The organism is Bacillus sp. CDB3, assembly GCF_002081505.1.
Classification (GTDB): Bacteria; Bacillota; Bacilli; order Bacillales; family Bacillaceae_G; genus Bacillus_A; species Bacillus_A cereus_AT.
The window spans coordinates 1-21,615 of the sequence record NZ_ALBR01000022.1 but is presented as its reverse complement, the minus strand read 5'-3'; the positions used below and the strand labels follow the sequence as shown (position 1 = coordinate 21,615).

The window sequence follows — 21,615 nt, the reverse complement described above, 5'->3', positions numbered from 1 at the left end:
ACCTCTTTTCTTCAATAAAATAAAAGAAACCCTAACCTAAAAGGCTGAGTTTCTCTTTGCTTCTCTATCTTGATACTCGGTTGTATATTTATAAGTACCGCGTGCTACGTCCCGACCTTCTAAAACAACAGGAACCTCAACTATCAAGTCACCGCCAAGCATCGGAATTGCTCCGCCACCTGATGATCCAGACGAGTAATTAAACACTTGATTTGACACACCGCTTGTCATAGCTTGTCTGCTATTTGACATATCTCCATACACACCACTCATAACAGTTTTCAATCCTGATAACTGGCTCATGGAACTATCCATCATACGACTCATATCACCCATTAATTGACTCATAGATCCGGTAGTACCAATCATAGTTTTAGCAATACCTTCACCAATAGACCCAAGTGTCTTTTTATTTAATGGTAAAACCGCTTCTGGCCCCGCTTCTCCAGCACCTTGTAAGTTTCCACCATTCATTCCAAAGATAGTTGGTTTAGTGAAGATACCACCTTTAGCGCGCCAATCAATATTAATTCCTGATGGATAAGTAACGTCTTTACCCAGTATATTTTTTGTACTAGTTTCTAAACTAAAGTGCGGCATTTTAGGCATTTCAGGTTTAGGAATTTTCAACTTCAAATTATCAAAGAATCCTTTGATTTTATCAATGAATCCCTTTACCCCATCAACTGCATCTCTTATTGGATCCATAATAAATCTTTTTGCCGCTTCAAATTTTTCTTGTGCTGCATTCTTCACGGAATCAAATTTCTCGCGCGCTGAATTATATAAATCAGTGAATTTTTGTTTGGCTTGATTATACGTTTCAGTTACAGGATTAATTACGTATTGCTTCACTAAATTCCACGCCGCGAGTGTATAAGATTTTATAATTTCCCAATTTCCTAATATCCAGTTAGCTAAATCTGCTAGTTTTTGTTTCGTTGTATTCCACAATTCCTGAACCGGTTGAATAACATACTGTTTTATTAAATTCCAACCTGCTAGTGTATAAGATTTTGCTAATTCCCACTGTGAACTTAGCCAAGAAACCAAATCACTAAATTTTTGCTTCACCAAAGTCCAAGTTTCCTGGACTGGTTGGATAATATACTGCTTGCATAAAGACCAAGCAATTTGTGTTGCTAACTTTACTAACTCCCATTGTTGGCTCAACCAGTTAACCAAATCACCAAATTTTTCTTTGACTAAATTCCACGTATCTTGAACAGGTTGAATAATATATTGTTTCAATAAACCCCATCCAATTTGCGCGGCCACCTTCGCAATTTCCCATTGTGTGCCAAGCCATGAAACCAATTCGCCAATCTGTTGACTTACCCAATCATAAGCTTCTTGAATCGGTTGAATAATATATTGAGATATAACCGCCCAAGCAATTTGTGCACCTGCTTGTATTAATAACCATCCAGCTTGTAGGACCGTTGAAATTAATGAAATAATTGGATCTAAGAATGTAAGTATAGAATTCCAAATTTCTTGCCATTTTTGGAACAATTGCATAAAGAATTGAGATGCTGTTTCAACCAAGGATGACCACCAAATCGATGCTGTTTCTACTAAGGAAGAGAGCCAACTTACAGCTGTATCAACTAAAGAAGAAAACCACCCTGTTGCTGTGTCTACTAAAGAAGATAGCCATGAAGATGCCGTCTCTACTAAAGAAGACCAATAAGTTGATGCTGTTTCGACAAGTGCAGACCACCAAGTCGATGCCGATTCAACAAGTGATGATAGCCACATTGTCGTAGATTCTACTAGAGAAGACCACCAACTAGACACTGATTCTACAAGAGAAGATAGCCAAGCTGATGATGTCTCGACTATTCCACTCCACAAATTTGATAAATAATCACCTATAAAATTAAAAGTATCCATCGTCCACTGTTTTATAGAATCCCAGTTTTTATAAATGGCAACACCTAGAGCAACAACTGCTGCTATAATTGCGGCAATTCCTGCTATCCATCCCATCATGGCCCATCCTATACTAGATATGACGACAACTACCGGTGCTAAAGCCATAAACGCCCCTGCAATTACTCCAATAGCTACTGCAATGGCTGCTAGTGTAGCTGCTAGTTTTGGATTATTTGAAATCCAATCAGCAATTTTAGCAACAACATCAGCTATTACACTAAGAACTGGCTTAAGTGCTACTTGTAAATCTTGCATTGCTTTTTGGAACTTAATTGCTGGATTTGCATCCATTTTTTTTATAGATTCATTTAAGTTTTTTTGGTTCTTATCAAAATCTACAACCTTTTCTGAGGCGCCAATTAATGTATTGGTGATATTCTGTCCTTGATCTTCGTACATCGTCCCGAAAATTTGAGCGCCAATTAGATTTTTCTTTGTTGAATCTTCAACACCATCTAGAGCCTTTGCAATTTCTGTCATGGCTTGAGATCCGCCTCTACCACCTTCAGCAACAGCTTTACCCCACTTTTGCATTTGTTCAGTTGAAATATTTGTTCCTTTAAGTAAATCTTGGAGAGCCTTAGGGACTTCATTTGCAAACTCAGCAACTCTAATCCGACCTTCTTTTAATCCATCTAAGAGATTATCAATATTCCAAGTACCAGTTTCAACCCCAGCTTCCATAATCGCTTGGACTTCTTCAGCTTTGTAACCTGCTCGCGTGAGCTGTTGCCCATATTCAGCAATAATATCTAATTGTTCTGGAGGAAATCCCATTTTTAGCAACGCATCAACCATACCAAGAGCGCCTTCTTGCGATATCCCTAATTCGTTCCCTATTTCATTCACTTCTTGAATTAATTCGGTAAAATCTATACCTTCATATGACTGAGCAATTGCGGCTGCACCTTTGGCAATTGCTGCGTTTGCTTCATCACTTACATCTTTATTTAAAGCCCATTGCCTACGTACACCAGCAAGTGATTCTTCAACATCCACTCCATAAGCGGTTACACCTCTTACCGCTTCCTCTACTGATTTTTTCGAGGATTCAGGAACATTAAATGATATATCAATTTTTGTTTGTAACTTTGACATATCTAATGCTTTTTCAATCGCAGTTGATATACCGCCACCAGCCGCTATTCCACCTATGACATTTTCTAGTCCTATTTTTAGACCTTCAAACTTCTTCTCTGTTCTGTCAGCTTCTTGCTGTAAGTCTCTTAATTCATTTCGTACTTGTTGTATTGAGTTACCAGCATCCACAGAACGAAGTGCCCTTTGCAACTTTTCAATATCCGCTTCAGTTCCTAATGCTTCACGGCCGATAATTCCAATCGCTTGTTCTAACTGTCTACTTGTAGCTGTACCGCTTTTAATTGCATTCACAAGACGATTTCCTAACGCGCCTGCAAAATCATCAACACTTTTTCCTGTCGCTCTAAACAATGTTTCTAGTTGTCTTGTGGAACTAGCTACATTTTCCTGTTCAGCTTTCATGCTTCCAAGCTTATTTTTCAGACCATTAAGTGACCCTTCTGTAAATTCAATTTCACGCCTGAATGCACGGTATTGTTCTTCAGAAATTTTTCCGTTTTGAAATTGCGCTTGTACTTGTTGTTCAGCTGCCTTTAACTTATCTAGTTTTTCAGTTGTATTTTCAATTTGTTGAGTAAGTAATTTTTGCTTCTGAGCTAATGCTTCTACATTGCCCGGATCAAATTTCAAAAGACGTTCTACATCTTTTAACTCTTTTGCTAAATCATTGCTGCGTTTATTAACGTCTTTTAAGGCGTTTTGTAATCCAACTGTATTCCCCGAAATCTCAACCGTAATCCCTTTAATTCTTCCTGCCATATTCTCACCTCATTTCTTAGAAAGAATCGTAATCTTTTTGATTCGCTTTTCTTACTTTTTCTTTATCTGGATTTTCCATTTCAGCAAATTCAGCAATATAATCAAAGCAATCACCAACGGTCATTTCTTCTAAATCGCCATGTGTTAACTTTGCTTTATAACAAAGAGCAAGGAACGTATCGGTTGTTAACTCTTCATTACCGAAAGCCCCTTGCTCTTCATTATTTTTCTTTATTTTTTTTTTGCTCCCATAGTAACTTGAACTAATTCCATGACTTCTGGCATAATTTCTTCAATCGGGAATTCTTCAAATCCATCCAGCCACGTCATAGGATCAGGAATACTTGAATCAGCTGTTTTAGCATATAACCAAGTCAAATCATAAATAAGTTCAAAATCTACCTTACTTATATCAACTTTTGACATATCAATAGGTTGTTCTGATCCATCTGATGAAGTTAAAGCGTTAATCGCCCCTAACCCCATCAAATCTGCAAATAAATTGCGTCTAAATTGCGCTTTATAACGTTTAACCGTTGCCGCAGTAGCTTTTAATCTGACTCGTTGACCATCAATTGTAATTGTCTTTTCCATCTATTTATGCCCCTTTTATTATTTCTTTTTATAAACTTCTGTGTTCCAACCATCATAAATAGCTTGAGTAGTATTAGAAGTTGTTTTTGTTTTAACTACACGTTTCCCATTAAGATTGATAGGACTAGCAACGAATTTTAATTCGTTTGTATTAGGTTCAGCGGAGTTTGTTTTCGTTTTAGATGCAAGTGTTGGACGACTTGCTGAACAATTATACATAACATGACGAGTTGCTTTTTTATCACCATCAAATTCAAATAGCAATGCGAATGATTTCCCTTTTGCATCCGCTAACTCATTTAATACACCATCAACTTCATCTAGTTGCTCACCTAATGCATCGATAGCGAATTTCTCTGGAATACTAGCAATACTTAACGTTCCGTCATAACCTTGGTTATTACTTGCAGCGTAATAAAGCATGTCATCCGCATAGAATTCAATTAAATCTCCACGTGGTTCAAATGTCAGTTCAACGCCACCAGGAAGAGGAGTTGGCGTTTCAAATGTAACCGCACCGTCTTTTTCATCAAATGTTGCATAATGAACATTTTTTAAACCAAATTGCACTTTGTTCTCCATCTATAACAACCTCACTTCATATGTTTTTTGATACATTTTTTCAGATTCAATAAAAGCCTCAAATGATTCATAAGGTATCTCATGATCATCTAAGGCTTTTTCTAATTTGGCTTCTGCAGCCAAGTCTTTTTTTATTGTATAAAGCTCAATACTTACATCACTTATTTGGTGATAAACCCTATTGTCAGCTGGCATATTAGGAGATCCATCCACAAGATAGCAAATATAAGGAGGCAAAGGTAACTTGTTACCCTGCGTTTTTGTGAAATGCGAATAGGCCACAGGATAACCTGTAGCATCAAGAATCTTTTTTAATTCAATTAAATTCATTGTTGAATCGCCCTTTCAACTCGCTCTACAAATTCATTTATCGCTTTTTCTTCAGCTGGAGCGATATGAACTTGAGCCGGTACGCGTCCACCGTTGGCTTTGGCGTGTCCTTTTTCTAGCAAGTGTGTAAGTTGTGGCTTCAATGCATTATGAACAACAATTGCATTACCAACTTTCTTCTTGCGCCATCCTTTACGATACTTACCTGTATTCTTTGGACTTTTTTGCTGTAATTCGTCCACAAGATGCTTAGTAACTTCTTCTTTAGCAACCTCCAGGTCCTCTTCTACTAGATGAGAGTATCTTTGTAATTCTCTAGTAATTTCACTAGATAAATCATTAATACTAGCCACCAGCCTTCACCTCGCAATAAATTTCGCTGTATCCATCAGAGCGTGGAAAAGTTCGATAGACTATATATTTTTGATTTTCATACATTAACGATGGTTCAGCATCGTACTCATCAGAATCTACAACAAATAAGAGCTGTGGTTTCAAACCAAGTTGCCCTCCTGCTAAGAATTCCTGACGATTAATACTTAATTTAGAGCAAAATATTTGTCTTGGTACTTCGTTTGTACCAAGTACTTGTCCTAGTTCATCAACTTCGGTTTCAATGGAAATCAAAAAGCACACATCATCTAGTGATATGCGCTTTGAATTTCCTACACTTGATTTAAGTGATGGCATTTGTAATCCCTGCCTTCTTGATAACCCTATTGTTAATCCTAAACTTTAAATTTCGAGATAAAGGAGTATCTTCTTGTCGGTTACGATATGACCATGCTGCATAATCAACTGTGAGCATTTGGTCATCCACACTTTCAAAATCTAATACAATTCCTGTTCTCTCAATCTCATTTTGCGAACTAACTAGTAAATTATTAAAATAAGCATCTCTCAAGTTGTGAGTGATGCCTAAATCAAGTTTTAATAAATCTAATAGATTAGCTTTCACTTGCTCATTCATCGCCTTTTAGTTCCTTGATTAAAGGCTCACCTCTAAGGTTTTCACTACCTGAAAGTTCTTCAGCTCGTTCTTTCTTAGCTCGTCCCTTGCGGGGATAATGATCTCCCTGGCGATAAACATGGTTTCCTTCTTGTAAGTCTGCAAAATCTTCTAAGACCACATATTTAGCCATTCAGAATCACTCCTTTTTATGCTCCGGCTGGTGCTGCTGTGTATGTGATGTAGTAGCCGGCTTGTGCATCGACCTTTTTAACATCAAAGCGTACAAAACCAGCTAATAATTGACCGTAAATGTCATTATCAATCCATTTAACAGATGCTTGTTTGCGGTTGAATAAAGTACAGAACTCTTTAGCATCTCCTACGAAACCAACTAGATCACCAGCTTTTGTTCCGATGATATCATCATCTAAAACAACTACTTCCTTACCTTTAACGCGTTTTCCTGATGCAACAGTAATATCATCTTGTAATAAATAACGACCGTTTTTGTCTTTCAATAAATCTAATTGGTTAAATAATGAACGAGATACATAAGCTTTTACATTGTACACATTTTTGAATCCAGTATTGAATAACGTAACAATTCCATCTAATCCAGTAACAGGTTTAGCCGTTGCTGATTTGAAAATAGCTGCGATTTTAGCATTCTTTGTATTTAAATCTTGGTCTTTAATATCTTCTGCAATTAAACCAGTAATATCATAGTCTGCATCATCAATCACTTCTTGAGAAACAGGAATGTAACCGCGGTATGTTGCGATATCGTATGTTACTTCTTCAAATGTTGGTTTTGCAAGCTCGGGATTTTTTGCTAATTCAGCAACAGAAATCATTTTACCGTTTGATTTTTTGATAATTGGATATTTACCAGAACCACGATTAACTGGAACTGTACGAATGTATTGTGTTAAATCTACTGTATCAACCAGTTCTTTCTTTGGTGCTAATAACTCTTCTGGAATTAATGCTCCGCCTTCTACAGATGTGAATCCAGAACGCGTTTGGTCTTTACTACGCACATAAGCATTAATTGCTTCGCGTGTTTCGGTTTGTTTTGGCATATTACGTTTCGCTCCTTTTTCTGGTGATTTACGATTAGATGATTCTAACTCTTTTTCGAGTTCTTCAATTTCTTCGGTTAACTTTGTTTTTCTTCCTCAGAAGAAGCAATTTCTTCATCATTTTCTTTTACGCTTGCTTCAATTGCTGTTAAATCTTCTTCACTTTCAATTGCATCAATAGAAGCTTCTAACTCACTACGTTTTGCAAGTAGTCCGGTTAGTTTTCCCTCCACAGTTGCTAGGGAATTGCGCTTCATGTTTAACTTAGCACCAATTAGTACTGGATTAGGCATTGGTTAATCGCTCCTTTAATTGTTTTTTCGTTGTTCTAACTTTTGTTTCTTCATTGATTCAATATCTTTCTCTCGTGCTGCAATATCGGTTTGCGGGTATGCAGGAAAAGTTACTGCTGAAATTTCAAAAAGGTCAATTTCTCGCAATATAAATTTTGTTGTTCCATCATCTCTAGTTTCCACATCTTCTTTTATTGGGAAGAATCCAAAACTACATGCGTTAATATCACCTCGTTCGATACGAGCATAAATAGCCATGGCTTCAGGATCGTTACGATTGATTTCTACTTTTCCGTAAAGTCCTATTTCATCAGAACGTAATTCTAATGTTTTATTTCCAGCTCGTCCTAAAACTACACCCGTATCATGATTAAAAAGACAACGGATATCATTATTGGCAATACTGTTAGCTACTGCTCGTTTATCTACTTCTTCGTATACTCCTGGAAATAATTCTGTTTCGGCATTATAACGAATGAAATAACCTTCAAGGTATAGCTTTTCTTCTTGCTCACCCGTTCTAAATTGACTTTCTAAATAAGATGTGCGTTTATTCAGCGTTCTCACCCCCTTTCAACTTGTTTTGGCTGCCAATTTTATTAGCCGGAATATAGTTTTCTAAGATGATAAGCTCTTGCATCTCAGCATCAGGATCTAATCCAACCCAATCACGTAATTCATTTCTTCGCATTGCATTTCGGTCAACCATTTGCGTTCCAGCTGCCACCATTTCGCTTAAATTGTATGAATATAAGCTTCGTGGATTTAAACGGAAAAACCAATTCGGACTAAGTAGTAAGTCACGCGTTAATGTTTGAGCTATGACTTGTCCTATCGAAAAAATACGAGTATTAATGAAGTTGTTATATTCTTCTTTGTTAAAATCACCAACACCTAAGAAAAAAGCCGGAATCCCAAAGAGTCCAGCAACAGTTTTCTTATCTAATTCAACACCCTCATTAATGGCGATATCCTTTAGTGATAAAGGTTTAACTTGTTCAACTTTGATTAAATCAGCCGGAATAATCCAAGGCTTACCACCTTCTGTTTCTGCGAAATACTTAGCCATGATGTTATCTCGTCCTTCTTTACTGGACAATTCTTCTGTCATGGCATCCACAGAAATGATAAGTGATGGCATATATTTACCACTCATAAAGTTATTCTTTGTTTTTGTAGCCTGATTTAAGTTTTTCACGATTTCCTTTAGTGCCACCCTATATCCTGTACCGCGATACGGATAATTCGGATGAGGATTAATCACAAAATGAATTACCTCGTCTGGCGTGTATGTTGTGCCGTTGAAGTTGATGAGGTAGTTGCCCTCCACATCTTCATAGCTCACAACTTGCATTTGAAATGGTGTTAAATCATCAATATAAGTTGTTTGTGGATCAATACCAATGTGGACGATAGAATTACCATCACCATGAAGTAATAAGTCACTAACAATCTTATAAACCCAACTTTTACGAGTCATATTACGGTGTGGTTCAATGTCTATCTTTCGTGACAGCTGATTTCGTAATCGTTTATCACCTTCATCTGTATTTTCCATGAGATGAATGGTCATATTTGAAACCAAATCAGCAATTTTATCTACCGCAATTAATACATCGGGATTATCAGAAAGCCTTGTATAACCCACAGTTTCAACATCACCAAGCGCAAATGGAATCGTAACGGATGAGCGTGTTTTTTTCTTCCTCCAAAATGCCAAAGATTGCACCTCCTTTCATCATTTATTCTTAAGCCACTTGGAAGCGTCCATTGACTTGGTCATATCTTCAAGCATTTGTACCGCCCCGAATACACCTGCATCAAATAAATCTATACGTTGTGTACCACCATCACCATCAACTTTTTCATACTGTATCATGTCATCTGTTTTTTCGATGGCACGTACATTCTGCACACAATATTCAAATGCTTGATTGTGGACATAATAAAGACATCCGTTTTTCGCTTTCATTTCAATGCGACGGAAGCCTTCTGATTTTTTATAGAAATATTGAGGTTGATCCACAATCTTAAATCCTGCACCTTTCATACCAAGGAAAAATTCTCGACCGAATTTTTTATCAAACCCAACTTTCTTAATTTTAAAGCCTTTAGCTTTTATTAATTTAAACCAATTTATTATGTCATCATAATGCACAGTTGCGGTATTACTCATAGTTAATACACCGTCATCCTGCCAACCGAATAAAGGTATTCCATCTTCTTCAGCTTTGGCATGTGCTGCGACAATTGGGAAAAATGCATGAGAGATGACAATATCAATTTCCTTACCTTTGTAGTTATATCGGCCATACAAAGCTGATGCGGTCAAATCATGCAATTTAGATAAATCAGCTCCTCCATACCAATCGATAGGTAATTTTGCTAATTCTTCTAATGTCCAACTGTATTGTTTATCCGAGTATTTAAACTCATTGATATCAAAGTACGCTTTGAGCGACGAAGTGAAAATATTTAATGTTTTATTTAAAAATTCTCCCCTTGTTTGTGGATCATTCATCGCTAATTCTGCATCTCTTTTTAAATCTTCCAAAGAAACAGAAACCCCACATGAAGGGTTCGCCATCTCCAAGGTATCTGGATTTGTATAATCAACTACATTTCCTTTTTCATCTTGATCTGCTTTACAAATAAAAATGAAATACTCTTCATCAGATACTGTTCCATTCAATACCTTTTTACAGTATTCAAGACGATTCGCAAGAAAACCATTTGGAATATCTCCAGCTGTAGAAATAGCAATTAATAACTTATTTCTATACGCCTTCTGCGAATTTTTCATCAAGATATATTGTTTTGAAGACTGCCAAGTATGAACTTCATCCAAGATAAGTAGGTTACTATTTAACGAGTCCAATCGTTTAGGATCATTTGCTAACGCTTGAATAAAAATAGAGCCTTCATTTCCACCGAAGTTAGCAGAAATTGAATGCTCTTGGTTATTATCCCTTATCCGAAATGTTGAATCATTGTATCTTTGAATGTTGTATAGTAAAAATCCAAATGATTCCATAGTTTGTTTTAACGAGTTAGCCAATATATAGAGCTTGCTACCACTTCTCGCTTCGAGAACAGATAAAGCCCAACCTAACGCGCTCGCAAAAGCCGTTTTCCCATTTTTACGAGATATCATCAATAAAGATTCATGAAACCTTCTTAATATAGTTCCCGGATGAAAAAAGCCCAAAAGATTCACGATGACAAATATTTGCCATGGTTGAAGTATTAATGGCGTTCCTTTTAATGGGTTCCCCTTTAAATCCTCACCTTGTTGATGTGCAACTGTTCCCTCAATCAAATTAATAACAAAATCAAATTGTCCTTGTTTGAATTCGTAATCCTCTCGTTTCAAATCATCTAAAAACCTTTGAGCTGCCAATCTATTTTCTTCACAAGCTACTTTTTTACCGCTAACAATTGATTCTGCATAATCTACTGCCACCTTAAAATGCGGAGAATCAATGTGAGATAAATTCATTACCGTTTATTAACTTCCATAAATTGAGCGAAGACATTAGCTGGCTTCTCTCCCTGTTTAGGTGGCTCAACAGAATTACTTTTAGGATTCAAACACAAACGGTCAGAATAAGAAAGAATATCCTTACGCAAATTTTCTTTGGCGGCAGTAATGGCAGACTTTTTTGTTCCTCCAGCAGCCGTATCACTTTCTAATTGATAATTATTGTTCTGATGCTTTTTATCTGCTAAGTAATATTCGTATAATAAACCCGAATAAATGTCGATTAACGGCTCGTATTCAGGCTTATAAACATTTAAAATTTTCATGTCTTCTACCGTCTTTTTCTTGAATCCTTCTTTAGTTGAAATGGGTTTGGCCATATCTTCACTCCTTTCAAAAAAGTTTTTACAGAAAAGCAGCCGTGGGGGGAAAAAGCTCCCCCTCTCGGTCCCCATAAGGCTTTTAAAATCATTTTATAAGTGGGGGGGATTGTTTTCTTTCTTCCACTCTTCAAACTCTGCTATAGCAGGTTCAAGTCTTTTATCCAGCCACTGTAATTGTATCTTGTTTTGTTCTACAATTTCAGAACTGGTTTTAATTGTAGCTACAATTTGTTCCCTTCTTGCTTCTTGTTCTTTAATCCATGCGTTCATATCATTTATATATATTTCTTTCTCGTCCATCCTCATCTCACTCCCCTTAATCTTGATCTATCAATCACCCATGTCTTACCAATCTTCTTTGCTACAATCTTTCCTGAAGCACACAGGTTCTTAACATAACCAGGTGATACATTAAGAATAGATGCAGCTTCATTCACACCGATTGTATTGTGTAAGAATGTATTCATTAGCTCATCCTCTCCACACGTTCTATCCATTGCTTACCTAACTCCGTTAACTCATCACTGATACGATCATGCATCTTATCGTGACATCTTCCACACAGGCTAACCAGATTACTTGTTGTGAGTCTTAGCTCCGGTCTATTCCTTAATGGATGGATATGATGTACTGTTGTTGCTTCTTTGTTCTTACCGTATCGTTTACACTCTTGGCATTGATATGAGTCACGCTTTAATACTGTTGTTCGTTTGTTCTTCCATCGTTTTGTTTTGTAGAAGTTAGTCAATGGTTATCACTCCTTACTTTAGATACATGTACTCTACTCTTTCCTCCACAATAGGATGGTTGTGTTGTATTGTCTTTGTGTTTACACACTTATTGCTATCCTCTACATGTTCAATATGAATATAAGGACCTGACTTATGGTAATATCCATCTGTCTTCCAATCAAAGCTAATCCTTACTTTCCCTTTAATCTCTTCACCTTTATAAAGCACAACAGGAACAGCATCAATGTCTGACTGTAAAACTTGTAATAAAGGTTCTTCATTGTTGTTAGATTGTTTGTGCATCACACCTGAATTACGACCTTCTTCATAACCGAACTTAAAACCTTTAGCACAACCATTATCGTAGCCTTTTTGCTCAGCGTTCCACAAAAGAGATTCTAATTGCTTATCCGTTAATATTTTCAATCTTCATCCCTCCAAAATAAAAAGCATCCATATGTACTTTTACCAATTCACATCTATTCTTGGTCTAAAAAACCAAATCAAACTGTATACTAATCATGGGTAGAGAACATATTGTTTAGTCCATACAGACGTCACCCCCAGTGATATTTATGTAAATCATACAGTTGTTCTCTCCCTCCCATTCAAATTTCTACATAAAAAAGAAAAGCACCCGAATGGATGCTAAAAGAGCCTTATTCCAACCCTAAAGGTATCGTTTTTTAAGGAACGTTCTTAATTGTTAAAATAAACATTTAGAAACGCATTTTCTATTCATTTCTTACTAGCCCTAAACGTCTACCTTTACGAACGCAAAGAACCCTCTTCTTAAGAAAAGGGTTCTTTTACAAATATTGATTATTAAACTCGTTCATATAATAGAACGATATCTTTTTTATAGATTTAAACATACTTGAAATTTGCAACAAAACCTCTTTTGACTAGAATGTTCAATTGATTTTGAATTTAAATGGTGGAATTGATTGTTCATAGGACTGATTATTATATTTAGCAACAATCGTTACTGTATAAGTTCCTTTTGGAACCTTTTTTCCTTCCTTATCCATCCCGTTCCATTGAAACTGCTGATAGCCTTGAGATGGATTATTTTTTTTCATTAAAATGGAAGAAATCGGTTTGTTATCAGCAGTATGACCAGTAATAGAAATAGTTAGCTGTTCCGCAGGGAACGGCGTATAGTATTCGAATATATGAGAAGAACCGTGATTGCTCACATCTATGGATACAAAAGGATAGTCTTTTGGTTCTACCAATGCAATATAAGGGATATTGATTTGATCCTTATTTTTCGTTAATGAAATCATTCCAATGTGTTTACTTATAGAAAGAGAAGTGTCCACCTTTAATGTAACAGGAATTTCTACTGTGTCATGAGCAGGGATGGTAATAGAAGAGGGCATTTGAATTTCTGCATTTCCCTCCAACAACTGATTTTTCATAGTGAAAGTCTGGCTCCGATTAGATACATTCTTGATTTTTAAGTACCTCGTAATGGTTTGAACCCCATCATGGGACTTTAAAAAACCAAAGCTAAGGTTGTTTGTTAATGGAAGTATATTTGCCTGCAATGCTTTGTTGATATCTATTTGTCCCGATCCCTGTGCTAATGGCGTTACCATCTGATCTGTATGATCATGGATAAGTTGAGCTGTACTAGTTAGAGCAGCGCGTATTTCAACAGGGGACCATTCTGGATGTGCTTGTTTCAGCAATGCTGCGGCACCTGCTACATGCGGGGCTGCGGCACTGGTTCCACCGAAAATCTCATACCCCTTTTTAGGCGTAAGCGGTGGACCTGAAAGATCGAGCGGGCTTGTAGTTTCCGTTCCTTCACCAGGAGCAACAATATCTGGCTTAATCTGCCATGATCCTAACGCAGGACCATTAGAACTATGATTCACTATTCGTTCCTTACTATCTTGAAAAATGGTAATCAGTTTCTGTTCTTTAGCCGCTTTCTCTAGGATCTGTTTTTCCTTTTTGTCCCAGATAATTCCTATTGGTATAGATAGTTTATTCATTTGATCGGTCTCTTTATTGTGAAATGTACTGTCTTTTTGCACTTGGTTATCATTCCTAATATCTACTAATAGGGCTACTACACCTCTTTTTTTTAGTTCTTGGAAGTATTCTTCGATATTATCTCCGTCCTCAATAAGCAAAATTTTATTTTTTAAATCTCTTTGTTTTTGAATACTATCTAAGGTCAGCGTTGGTATATGTACAACCTGATATTTACCTGGCTTTGGTGGGTTTGGTTCTTGTAAACCCGGAAAATTGAACTGAATTTCTTGTTGTTCACCAGATACTTGCAGCAAAGTTTGAGAAATCCCTCTTTTCTTTAAATTTCCTACCGTAATCGCTTCCGGGGTACTCGCTAAACTGGCGATTGTCCATGGATTAGGGCCCTCATTTCCAGCAGCTGTTACGACCGTAACATTTTTAGCAATGGCTCTTTGAATTGCTTGATTGAGAGGTGTATCCGATCCGTTATAAGTTACTCCCATTGATATGTTAATAATATTGGCTCCATCAATGACCGCTCGATCAATTGCTTTTGTGATTTTTTCAGTACCGTATGCGCGATAAACTAAAAGAGAAGCATCTGGAGCGACTCCTTTCATTTTTCCATTCGCAGCTATAATTCCAGCTACGGCAGTCCCATGGCCGCCATCATCTTCTGGATTCTTAACGTTATCAACGAAATCATATCCTCCTATATAATTCTTCTGTAAGTCTGGATGCTTACTATCTATTCCAGTATCTATAATTGCTACTTTTACTCCCTTTCCAGTATACTCTGGTGTGTTTTTTTCTTCGGCATAACTATAGGAACCCATACAAGTTAACGTCATCATAAGACTAAAAGATGCAATAATACTTTTTTTTATTAGTGTTTTACCCCTTTTCATTACTACGATCTGTCGTGCAGTTGCTTGTTTAACTTTACTATCTGACGCCACTAAACGCATAGAATCAACTCTCCTTGATTTTTACTATACAAATCTATGTTCTTTTCCTCAGCAAGCACAAGATTATATAGAATACTGTAGCAGAGTATAGGAGCAAAAACAGAACAATTTTGTCCTATCAAATGACCTAGAGGGTGTTGCAAAACTAAAATAAAGATGCAATATTATGAATCAGAAAAACTAGCTGAACATGTAGTAGATAGCGATTTTGACCATACCAACGAGGCTGCTCCAGCCCTTTATCTTTTAATATACTAAACTGTTGTTCAATTTTCCCACGTTCCCTCATCAACTGTTTTCCGAAGATGGTTTGTATAAAATGAGACAATACACGACGATGTGTATTCTTAATTTTTTCACCATTCCGAGGGTTGATTGGATTTGTGGCAAAGATGTCACGTGTTCGTGCAAATTCATAAATGTGCTGACTATCATAAGCCGCATCTGCCACGGAAAACAGGATATTTTGATCTTGTATATCTTGAAGGGTTCTGTTGCAAAGTTTTTTGAGCTGAGCTAAACTGAGGGGGAAAATGAGATGAGGAGAATGATACATGGGATATTTTAAAGGAAAACAATTCAAAAAAGATATTATTTTGGTATCCGTGGGCTACTATTGCCGTTTTTCTTTAAGTTATCGCGATGTATCTGAGATCCTGAAAGAACGAGGAGTTTCTGTTCACCCTACAACCATTATGCGCTGGGTCCATGAATATGGAAATTTGATCTATCAAATTTGGAAAAAGAAAAACGAAGTTGCACACCATGCTTGGCATTTAGATGAGACTTATATCAAAGTGAAAGGAAAATGGTGTTATTTATATCGTGCCATTGATAGTGATGGTCATACATTGGACTTTCAACTTCGAAAAACTCGTGATCATCAGGCTGCGTATGCTTTTATGAAAAGATTGGTCAAGCATTTTGGAGAACCATCGGTTCTCACAACAGATAAAGCGCCTGCCTTGCTTTGTGCGTTCAAAAAATTACAGAAAGACGATTTTTATACACATACAAAACAATGTACCATCAAACATCGCAATAATCTGATTGAACAAGATCATCGACATGTCAAACGTCGATTTGCGAAATCGTCTGGATTTCAAAGTATCCGACACGATTCTCGTACCATAAAAGGAATTGAAACGATTCAATCCCTATATAAACAGAGACGAAGTCTTGAATCAGATTCCGTCTTTTCTGCGTACAACGAACTACAAAAATTAGTAGCGATTGCTTAAATCCTATCCCAAATTTATAGCCCTCTTTATATTTTTTCTAACTTTGCAACGGAACCCCGTGATTTACAAAAAAATATTTATAGTTGCATAATAGTTAGTGATAAATCTCTTATCTCATTTGACGTTAAGAATCTTTGCAACAGAGCCACTTTTATTATGTTTCGTCCTTAGTTATGGTTGGATGGTATAAAAAGATCATTGATAATATAACATAGATTAAATACATAAATGGAGCATAAATGAAAAGCGTATTAACATTTTCCGTTGCAGGCATGATGCCATTACTTGAAAAATAAAATCCATCAAAAATCAAAAAAAATGCATTTATTATAGAAATACTCCCCGCAATAATTGACCTTTTAGAAAAACTTTTACATGACATATAGACAAGTAACCCAACACATGCAAACAAAATAGGTAACTCATTATATAACTCCTCTGGAAATAGAGTACTCCAATTTGATTCAATAGACTCTGAATAGAACCATCTCCAAATAGCCCACATCAATCCAATGAAATTTCCAAATGTACCAAATAGTATAGCATAATCATTCAATTTCAATATAAAAAACCCTTTCCTTTATGCCCATATAGTGTCTTTAATCCAATTTCCTTATTACAGGGACACGAATTGCAATCAACAATACAAATATAATGACAGCTATAGCTCCGCTTTTCATTATTGTAACAATGGAAACTCCTGTGATTAATGTAAGTGATACTATAGATTGAGATAAAGGAATAAATGCCATTGTTGATCCCATAAGTAAACTCATAACCCGTCCCATCATTTCTCCTTTTACAGTAGATTGAATGAGTGCCATTAGTGGAACAATTGCCATAGCAATTGTAATACCAAAAAAACTACCTGCAAGAAGTGATTGCCAAAGTATTTTGCTGAGGCTTATGGCTAGGAAAAAGATACCTGATAACAACATCATGATAATACAAAACAAACCGCGTCGGCGATTAATATCTAGAATCCCTACCAGAATGGCCCCAATCACCATTCCTACTCCAGCAGCAGCTTCTAAGTAACTGAACTGTAGAGAATCGCCGTGCAAAACATCTTTCACAAACAAGGGAAATCCCACTTGAATAGGCCCCATTAAAAATAGATTTAAAAATGCACTACAGAGAAAAAATGTTGGTAACAACGGAGAGTTCTTTACATAATCGATACCTTCTTTAATAGAAGTAAACATCCCCTTATTTTCATTCGTTGCTCTGGCCTGCCTACTATCATCATGGATTTTTTTTTATAAGTATGGAAGCTATCAGTAATAAAAGAATGATTATTGCAAAAATCATTGTGTCATTACCGAATTTTGTAAGTATCCCACCAAGCACGGGACCTAGAATGAGTGAAGTAGTGTTTGTCATGTGTGTGAGAGAATTTGCTTGTGTCAAAAGATGCTTATCAACAATTTCTGGTAAAATGGCTCCGTCTGCTGACCAAAAAAAAGCATCCGCTAATCCAAAGAACAAAGCAATTATAACCAATGTAAAGAGCGTAACATGAACGACAATGGACCACGTAAGGATAACGGTTATTATAAGAATCCGTGCTATATTGGAGTAAAACATAATATTCTTTTTTGAAAATTTGTCTGCTACGGCGCCGCCAATAATCATAAAGATGAGACGTGGTAAGCTGAGTGCGATAAGGAAGATACTGAGTTGAGCTTTTAAATTTAATGTATGTATTATGAACCATGTCTGAGAAAAGGTGAACAGGTTTAAAGCGACACCAGAACATAGTGTTGCACTCCAAAGAAAAAGAAAATTGGTATTTTTTAATAAGAGTGTTCTCGTTGTTTTTAGAACAGACTTATTTTGTTGAAGTTCCTTCATCGGATCACTCTCTTTTATGGTTAGTATCTTTTCCTTTGTTCTATATTACTTTTTTTATCTTTATTAGAAGATTTAAGCCCCAATAAATGTAGTACAGGTAATACAATTTAAAAAAATATAGAACCTAATCCTACTATCATTCCAGAAAATATCTTAGATCTAATCTGCTTTATAGGAAACACCTCCTATAGAAAAGTATGCTTGTATCTAATATTGCTATATGTATTACTATCCTGCACTATTTTTAGGTTTTAAATACCAATAATCGCGGCAATATAAGTACTTTATCCAAATAATATAGTTTTTAAGGAAAAACATCCGATGGATACATATATTCTGATTTTTGAACTCCAACTTAAAACCTCTACCTTTACGAACTAATAAATTTATTCTTTATTAGACTATTAGAAATGATTTTACAAATGAAAAGAAACCTTTCCTTAAGAAAAGGTTTCTTTAACAAATACTGGTTATTAAACTCGTTTATATAATAAAATGTAGAAACAAATACATTTTTTTCATTTTCTCCGGAATTCCATTGAATTAACATCCTAAATTTATAAATCACTTGAAATCATTGGATAAATTAGGTAATTTATCGTTATAATTATCTACAGATCGTTTAGGGCGTGACTTGAAATAGGCATTGTCTTTAATCTCCGCTTCTACCACTACATATCCCTTTTCATCCTGTAACTGTAGAGCATAAATATTCGTAATTTTATAGCCACTAGATCGTTGAAGAAGTAATTCCATTTCCCCTGGAAATGCAGTTAGTGTGTCTAGATATACACCTCGGAAACCTCTTGGAATTTTAAGCTTCATTAAAATTGGACGATCTTTAAATGCAGGCGAAGCATCTTTAAAAATGGTTGTACTCATATATCCACGGTCCTGTTTTGCTTGACCTATAAGGAATGTATTCTTAAATGCGTTAAAGCTTGCTGAGTCGATTTGACCATATCCATTTCTTAAAGAATATTGAAATGAAAAATCTCTCTCCGTTGCTCTACGATAAACATATATATCATCTGGTACTCGAGCATGTTTAAAACCGTCATCCATATTTTTAATTTTTCCGTTGGAGTTAGTCGTACACGGTTTATTTTGACGAAGACATCCATTTATTTCTGAATATCCCTCATCAGTTGTATAACTCTTGAACGCATCTATTATTTGAATTTTCTTTCGATATTTCTCTTGCGTGTAGGATGGAATAGATCCTATCCAATTTTTATATGCGCTTGTCCCCCACATTGTAGCTGAGTATTTCTGCTGCGGTAAAAAATAGTCTAAGATTGTTTGAGAATTATACTGATTCATTACAGTTGTTTGCGCATGAACTGAATTTGCATCAGGAAGTGCCACCATACCAGTAAGTGCAATACTTGTTACGAGTAGAGACGTAAATTTTTTCTTTATACTTAACATAAATATTCCTCCTTATTTTCTATGGTTTTGTACCAAAAGATGAATCATAATTTCTTTTTATAACTGCTCTGAGATTTTCATCATAATGCACCAATAAAAAATAAAAAATCCTTTAAATATCGCTTTCCATAAGACAGGTTTTTAGATTTTATATATACGAATGAGATATAAATACCTATTCAGATAAAGATTGTTATCGATTACAAAGTAAATGTTTTAATACATCCTTTTACAAAAAATACCTTTCTAGGTGTTAAGTGGTGGTTAGAGTGAAGCGATAGTCACTTCTGATACACGTATTGTTTGCTATCTGAAATTTAGAGAATAGAAATATGCTATCTGAATTGAGGGTGCTGGAATATGTCTCATAATTCCCCCGTAATATATTTATAATGGTTAGTTAAATAGTGCTTTTAGTGGTTACTCTTTGTAGTTATGCGGATTCTGTTTGTCCGTCTCCCCCCCACATGTGAATCGTGTTCATTGGGGATTCGATGATCCAGCAGGTAAAGAGTGGTCTAAATTTCAACGTGTTTGTGATGAAATCGGCGCACAAATTAAGAAATTTGCTGAAACCGACAAATAATCGAACGAAAAAGACCTTTCAAAGTAGGAAAGGTCTTTTTTGCATATTACACTCATGTTAAGTTAACACTTTAGGTTCTGTTACAAAGTTCGATATATATAATTCCTCTTTAGAAACTCATCATGCTTAAATTTGATCTCGTTTTTTGACTTACAAGGAAAAATATAGATAGTTATTTTGTCATTTATACCTAAACGTGTACCTTTACGAACACAAAGAATCCTCTTCTTAAGAAAAGAGTTCTTTTACAGATATTGATTATTAAAATCGTTCATATAATAGAACGAGATCTTTTTTTATAGATTTAAACATGCTTGAAATGTGCAACAGCACCCTATATAGCTTCTTAAATGTTATTTATGCGCTAACTTCAATAACTTCAAAAGGTGTTTGTATGTCTTTTTCACGATAAACAGACAAAAAAAATGGCATGATCCAAAAAACTTTGTTTTTGGGTGTAAATACAATAGCTGAGGTAAATAGCTCAAAAAGTACCCAAGTTAAAAAATCATGGGCACTTTTTGATATTTTTTTATTATTTAGAATTAAATGTTACCGTTTGTGAAGAAATATGTCTTTCATTGCCATTACCGTCATAGGTGAATGTATTTTGACCATTCAGATGATAAAATTCTTTTTCACCTTGAAGATAACTTTTACTGATTGTAGCTGCAGTTTTGAAAACCCAAATTACATATTCCTCACCTTTTATTTTTACTATTTCATAAGAAGTGTTTGTATCATTAGGTGGAAATATTTTCGCGTAATCCTGTAATTCATGTAGCCCGTTATATTTATGAACAAGTACATTATATTGATTATGCTGTGAATAAGACATCTCAAAAAGCATTTTTTCTATACTATCTCGAATTGCATTCTTTTTTTGAATATCTGTTAAATTTTTATTTAATAAACCTGCTTTAACAAGAAGATTTGACATTTTTGTATTAATCCATTGAAAAGATTCTTCATACGTAGTAGACACTCCTGTAGGATTAATCATAGTATTTTTAATAGTACCTTTCACATGTGGAGAAAGAATATTAATAGCCATTGCACTTGCTTGAGAAGGTTTCAATACTTCCATAGAACCCACAGCACCAACAGCAAGAGCACCAGCTATCATTCCTTTTGCTAATGTTTCTTTACTGATTTCTTCTTTATATTTTTGGTTAACAATATTAACCTCGTCATTTTGATTTATTTTATCTTTCATTTTTAAATACCTCCTATAAATAATTGGAATACTCCTATAACATGATAAATATTAATTTTGGTTTTATCTACAAAACGGTAGTGCCATCTTTATATTCTTCCTTG

The 21,615-nt window shown here is 35.5% G+C and carries 23 protein-coding genes and 3 pseudogenes; 2 read left to right on the top strand and 24 right to left on the bottom strand.

Features of this window, described 5'->3' with window-relative positions:
• Positions 1-36: 36 nt before the first annotated feature.
• The 20 genes and pseudogenes from CDB3_RS07420 to CDB3_RS07330 all read right to left on the bottom strand — a co-directional run.
• A complete protein-coding gene (locus CDB3_RS07420) occupies positions 37-3,798 on the bottom strand; it encodes a phage tail tape measure protein (protein WP_128853952.1) in 3,762 nt (1,253 codons plus the stop codon).
• Positions 3,799-4,029: 231 nt separating this feature from the next.
• Positions 4,030-4,392, bottom strand: a complete 363-nt coding sequence (locus CDB3_RS07415) for a hypothetical protein (protein ID WP_128853951.1) — start codon at positions 4,390-4,392, stop codon at positions 4,030-4,032.
• An 18-nt stretch (positions 4,393-4,410) separates the two neighbouring features.
• Positions 4,411-4,974 carry a major tail protein gene (locus tag CDB3_RS07410; protein WP_128853950.1) on the bottom strand — a complete coding sequence of 188 codons (564 nt, stop codon included), beginning with the start codon at positions 4,972-4,974 and terminating at the stop codon, positions 4,411-4,413.
• Positions 4,975-5,304, bottom strand: a complete 330-nt coding sequence (locus tag CDB3_RS07405) for a hypothetical protein (RefSeq protein WP_128853949.1) — start codon at positions 5,302-5,304, stop codon at positions 4,975-4,977.
• Complete coding sequence (locus CDB3_RS07400) at positions 5,301-5,657, bottom strand: HK97 gp10 family phage protein (protein ID WP_128853948.1); 357 nt, start codon at positions 5,655-5,657, stop codon at positions 5,301-5,303. Before CDB3_RS07400 ends, CDB3_RS07405 begins: the two co-directional genes overlap by 4 nt.
• Complete coding sequence (locus CDB3_RS07395; RefSeq protein ID WP_128853947.1) at positions 5,650-5,994, bottom strand: hypothetical protein; 345 nt, start codon at positions 5,992-5,994, stop codon at positions 5,650-5,652. Before CDB3_RS07395 ends, CDB3_RS07400 begins: the two co-directional genes overlap by 8 nt.
• A complete protein-coding gene (locus CDB3_RS07390; protein WP_128853946.1) occupies positions 5,981-6,274 on the bottom strand; it encodes a hypothetical protein in 294 nt (97 codons plus the stop codon). Before CDB3_RS07390 ends, CDB3_RS07395 begins: the two co-directional genes overlap by 14 nt.
• Entirely contained in the window at positions 6,267-6,446 is a 180-nt protein-coding gene (locus CDB3_RS07385; RefSeq protein WP_128853945.1) for a hypothetical protein, read from the bottom strand. Before CDB3_RS07385 ends, CDB3_RS07390 begins: the two co-directional genes overlap by 8 nt.
• A 16-nt stretch (positions 6,447-6,462) precedes the next feature.
• Positions 6,463-7,407, bottom strand: a complete 945-nt coding sequence (locus CDB3_RS07380; protein ID WP_256869681.1) for a phage major capsid protein — start codon at positions 7,405-7,407, stop codon at positions 6,463-6,465.
• A gap of 8 nt (positions 7,408-7,415) precedes the next feature.
• The gene (locus tag CDB3_RS32210) at positions 7,416-7,631 is read right to left on the bottom strand and encodes a hypothetical protein (protein WP_256869670.1); all 216 of its coding nucleotides are present in this window, start codon (positions 7,629-7,631) and stop codon (positions 7,416-7,418) included.
• Between the two features lie 15 nt (positions 7,632-7,646).
• On the bottom strand, positions 7,647-8,198 hold the full coding sequence (locus CDB3_RS07375; RefSeq protein WP_256869669.1) for an HK97 family phage prohead protease: 552 nt from the start codon (positions 8,196-8,198) through the stop codon (positions 7,647-7,649).
• Positions 8,182-9,351, bottom strand: coding sequence for a phage portal protein (locus CDB3_RS07370; protein WP_128853944.1), 1,170 nt, complete (start codon positions 9,349-9,351; stop codon positions 8,182-8,184). The genes CDB3_RS07375 and CDB3_RS07370 overlap by 17 nt, the downstream gene beginning before the upstream one ends.
• An 18-nt stretch (positions 9,352-9,369) precedes the next feature.
• Positions 9,370-11,130: a terminase large subunit gene (locus tag CDB3_RS07365; RefSeq protein ID WP_128853943.1), complete on the bottom strand. Its 1,761-nt coding sequence runs from the start codon at positions 11,128-11,130 to the stop codon at positions 9,370-9,372.
• Entirely contained in the window at positions 11,130-11,492 is a 363-nt protein-coding gene (locus CDB3_RS07360) for a P27 family phage terminase small subunit (RefSeq protein WP_098872336.1), read from the bottom strand. The genes CDB3_RS07365 and CDB3_RS07360 overlap by 1 nt, the downstream gene beginning before the upstream one ends.
• 93 nt (positions 11,493-11,585) lie before the next feature.
• Positions 11,586-11,795 carry a hypothetical protein gene (locus CDB3_RS07355; protein ID WP_128853942.1) on the bottom strand — a complete coding sequence of 70 codons (210 nt, stop codon included), beginning with the start codon at positions 11,793-11,795 and terminating at the stop codon, positions 11,586-11,588.
• 2 nt (positions 11,796-11,797) lie between these two features.
• On the bottom strand, positions 11,798-11,962 hold the full coding sequence (locus CDB3_RS07350; protein WP_128853941.1) for a helix-turn-helix domain-containing protein: 165 nt from the start codon (positions 11,960-11,962) through the stop codon (positions 11,798-11,800).
• On the bottom strand, positions 11,962-12,243 hold the full coding sequence (locus tag CDB3_RS07345) for an HNH endonuclease (RefSeq protein WP_128853940.1): 282 nt from the start codon (positions 12,241-12,243) through the stop codon (positions 11,962-11,964). The genes CDB3_RS07350 and CDB3_RS07345 overlap by 1 nt, the downstream gene beginning before the upstream one ends.
• A gap of 13 nt (positions 12,244-12,256) precedes the next feature.
• The gene (locus tag CDB3_RS32205) at positions 12,257-12,652 is read right to left on the bottom strand and encodes a hypothetical protein (protein ID WP_256869667.1); all 396 of its coding nucleotides are present in this window, start codon (positions 12,650-12,652) and stop codon (positions 12,257-12,259) included.
• 488 nt (positions 12,653-13,140) lie between these two features.
• A complete protein-coding gene (locus CDB3_RS32940) occupies positions 13,141-15,183 on the bottom strand; it encodes a S8 family serine peptidase (RefSeq protein ID WP_306295549.1) in 2,043 nt (680 codons plus the stop codon).
• A 145-nt stretch (positions 15,184-15,328) separates the two neighbouring features.
• A pseudogene (locus CDB3_RS07330) lies at positions 15,329-15,670 on the bottom strand (transposase); the annotation flags it as partial.
• A gap of 67 nt (positions 15,671-15,737) precedes the next feature.
• Between CDB3_RS07330 and CDB3_RS07325 the strand changes: the two are divergent.
• Positions 15,738-16,424 carry an IS6 family transposase gene (locus CDB3_RS07325; RefSeq protein ID WP_128853939.1) on the top strand — a complete coding sequence of 229 codons (687 nt, stop codon included), beginning with the start codon at positions 15,738-15,740 and terminating at the stop codon, positions 16,422-16,424.
• A gap of 154 nt (positions 16,425-16,578) precedes the next feature.
• On the opposite strand, the gene CDB3_RS07320 is transcribed toward CDB3_RS07325, so the two are convergent.
• The 3 genes and pseudogenes from CDB3_RS07320 to CDB3_RS07310 form a co-directional block, all read right to left on the bottom strand.
• Positions 16,579-16,986, bottom strand: a complete 408-nt coding sequence (locus CDB3_RS07320; protein ID WP_142263476.1) for a hypothetical protein — start codon at positions 16,984-16,986, stop codon at positions 16,579-16,581.
• A 37-nt stretch (positions 16,987-17,023) separates the two neighbouring features.
• Positions 17,024-18,278: pseudogene (locus CDB3_RS07315) on the bottom strand (MFS transporter).
• Positions 18,279-18,842: 564 nt separating this feature from the next.
• Positions 18,843-19,709: an ADP-ribosyltransferase gene (locus CDB3_RS07310; RefSeq protein ID WP_128853937.1), complete on the bottom strand. Its 867-nt coding sequence runs from the start codon at positions 19,707-19,709 to the stop codon at positions 18,843-18,845.
• Between the two features lie 413 nt (positions 19,710-20,122).
• Here CDB3_RS07310 and CDB3_RS07305 point away from each other — a divergent pair.
• Positions 20,123-20,295 (top strand): annotated as a pseudogene (locus tag CDB3_RS07305) (low molecular weight phosphatase family protein); the annotation flags it as partial.
• A gap of 535 nt (positions 20,296-20,830) precedes the next feature.
• On the opposite strand, the gene CDB3_RS07300 reads toward CDB3_RS07305, so the two are convergent.
• Complete coding sequence (locus tag CDB3_RS07300) at positions 20,831-21,511, bottom strand: hypothetical protein (RefSeq protein ID WP_128853936.1); 681 nt, start codon at positions 21,509-21,511, stop codon at positions 20,831-20,833.
• Between the last annotated feature and the right edge of the window lie 104 nt (positions 21,512-21,615).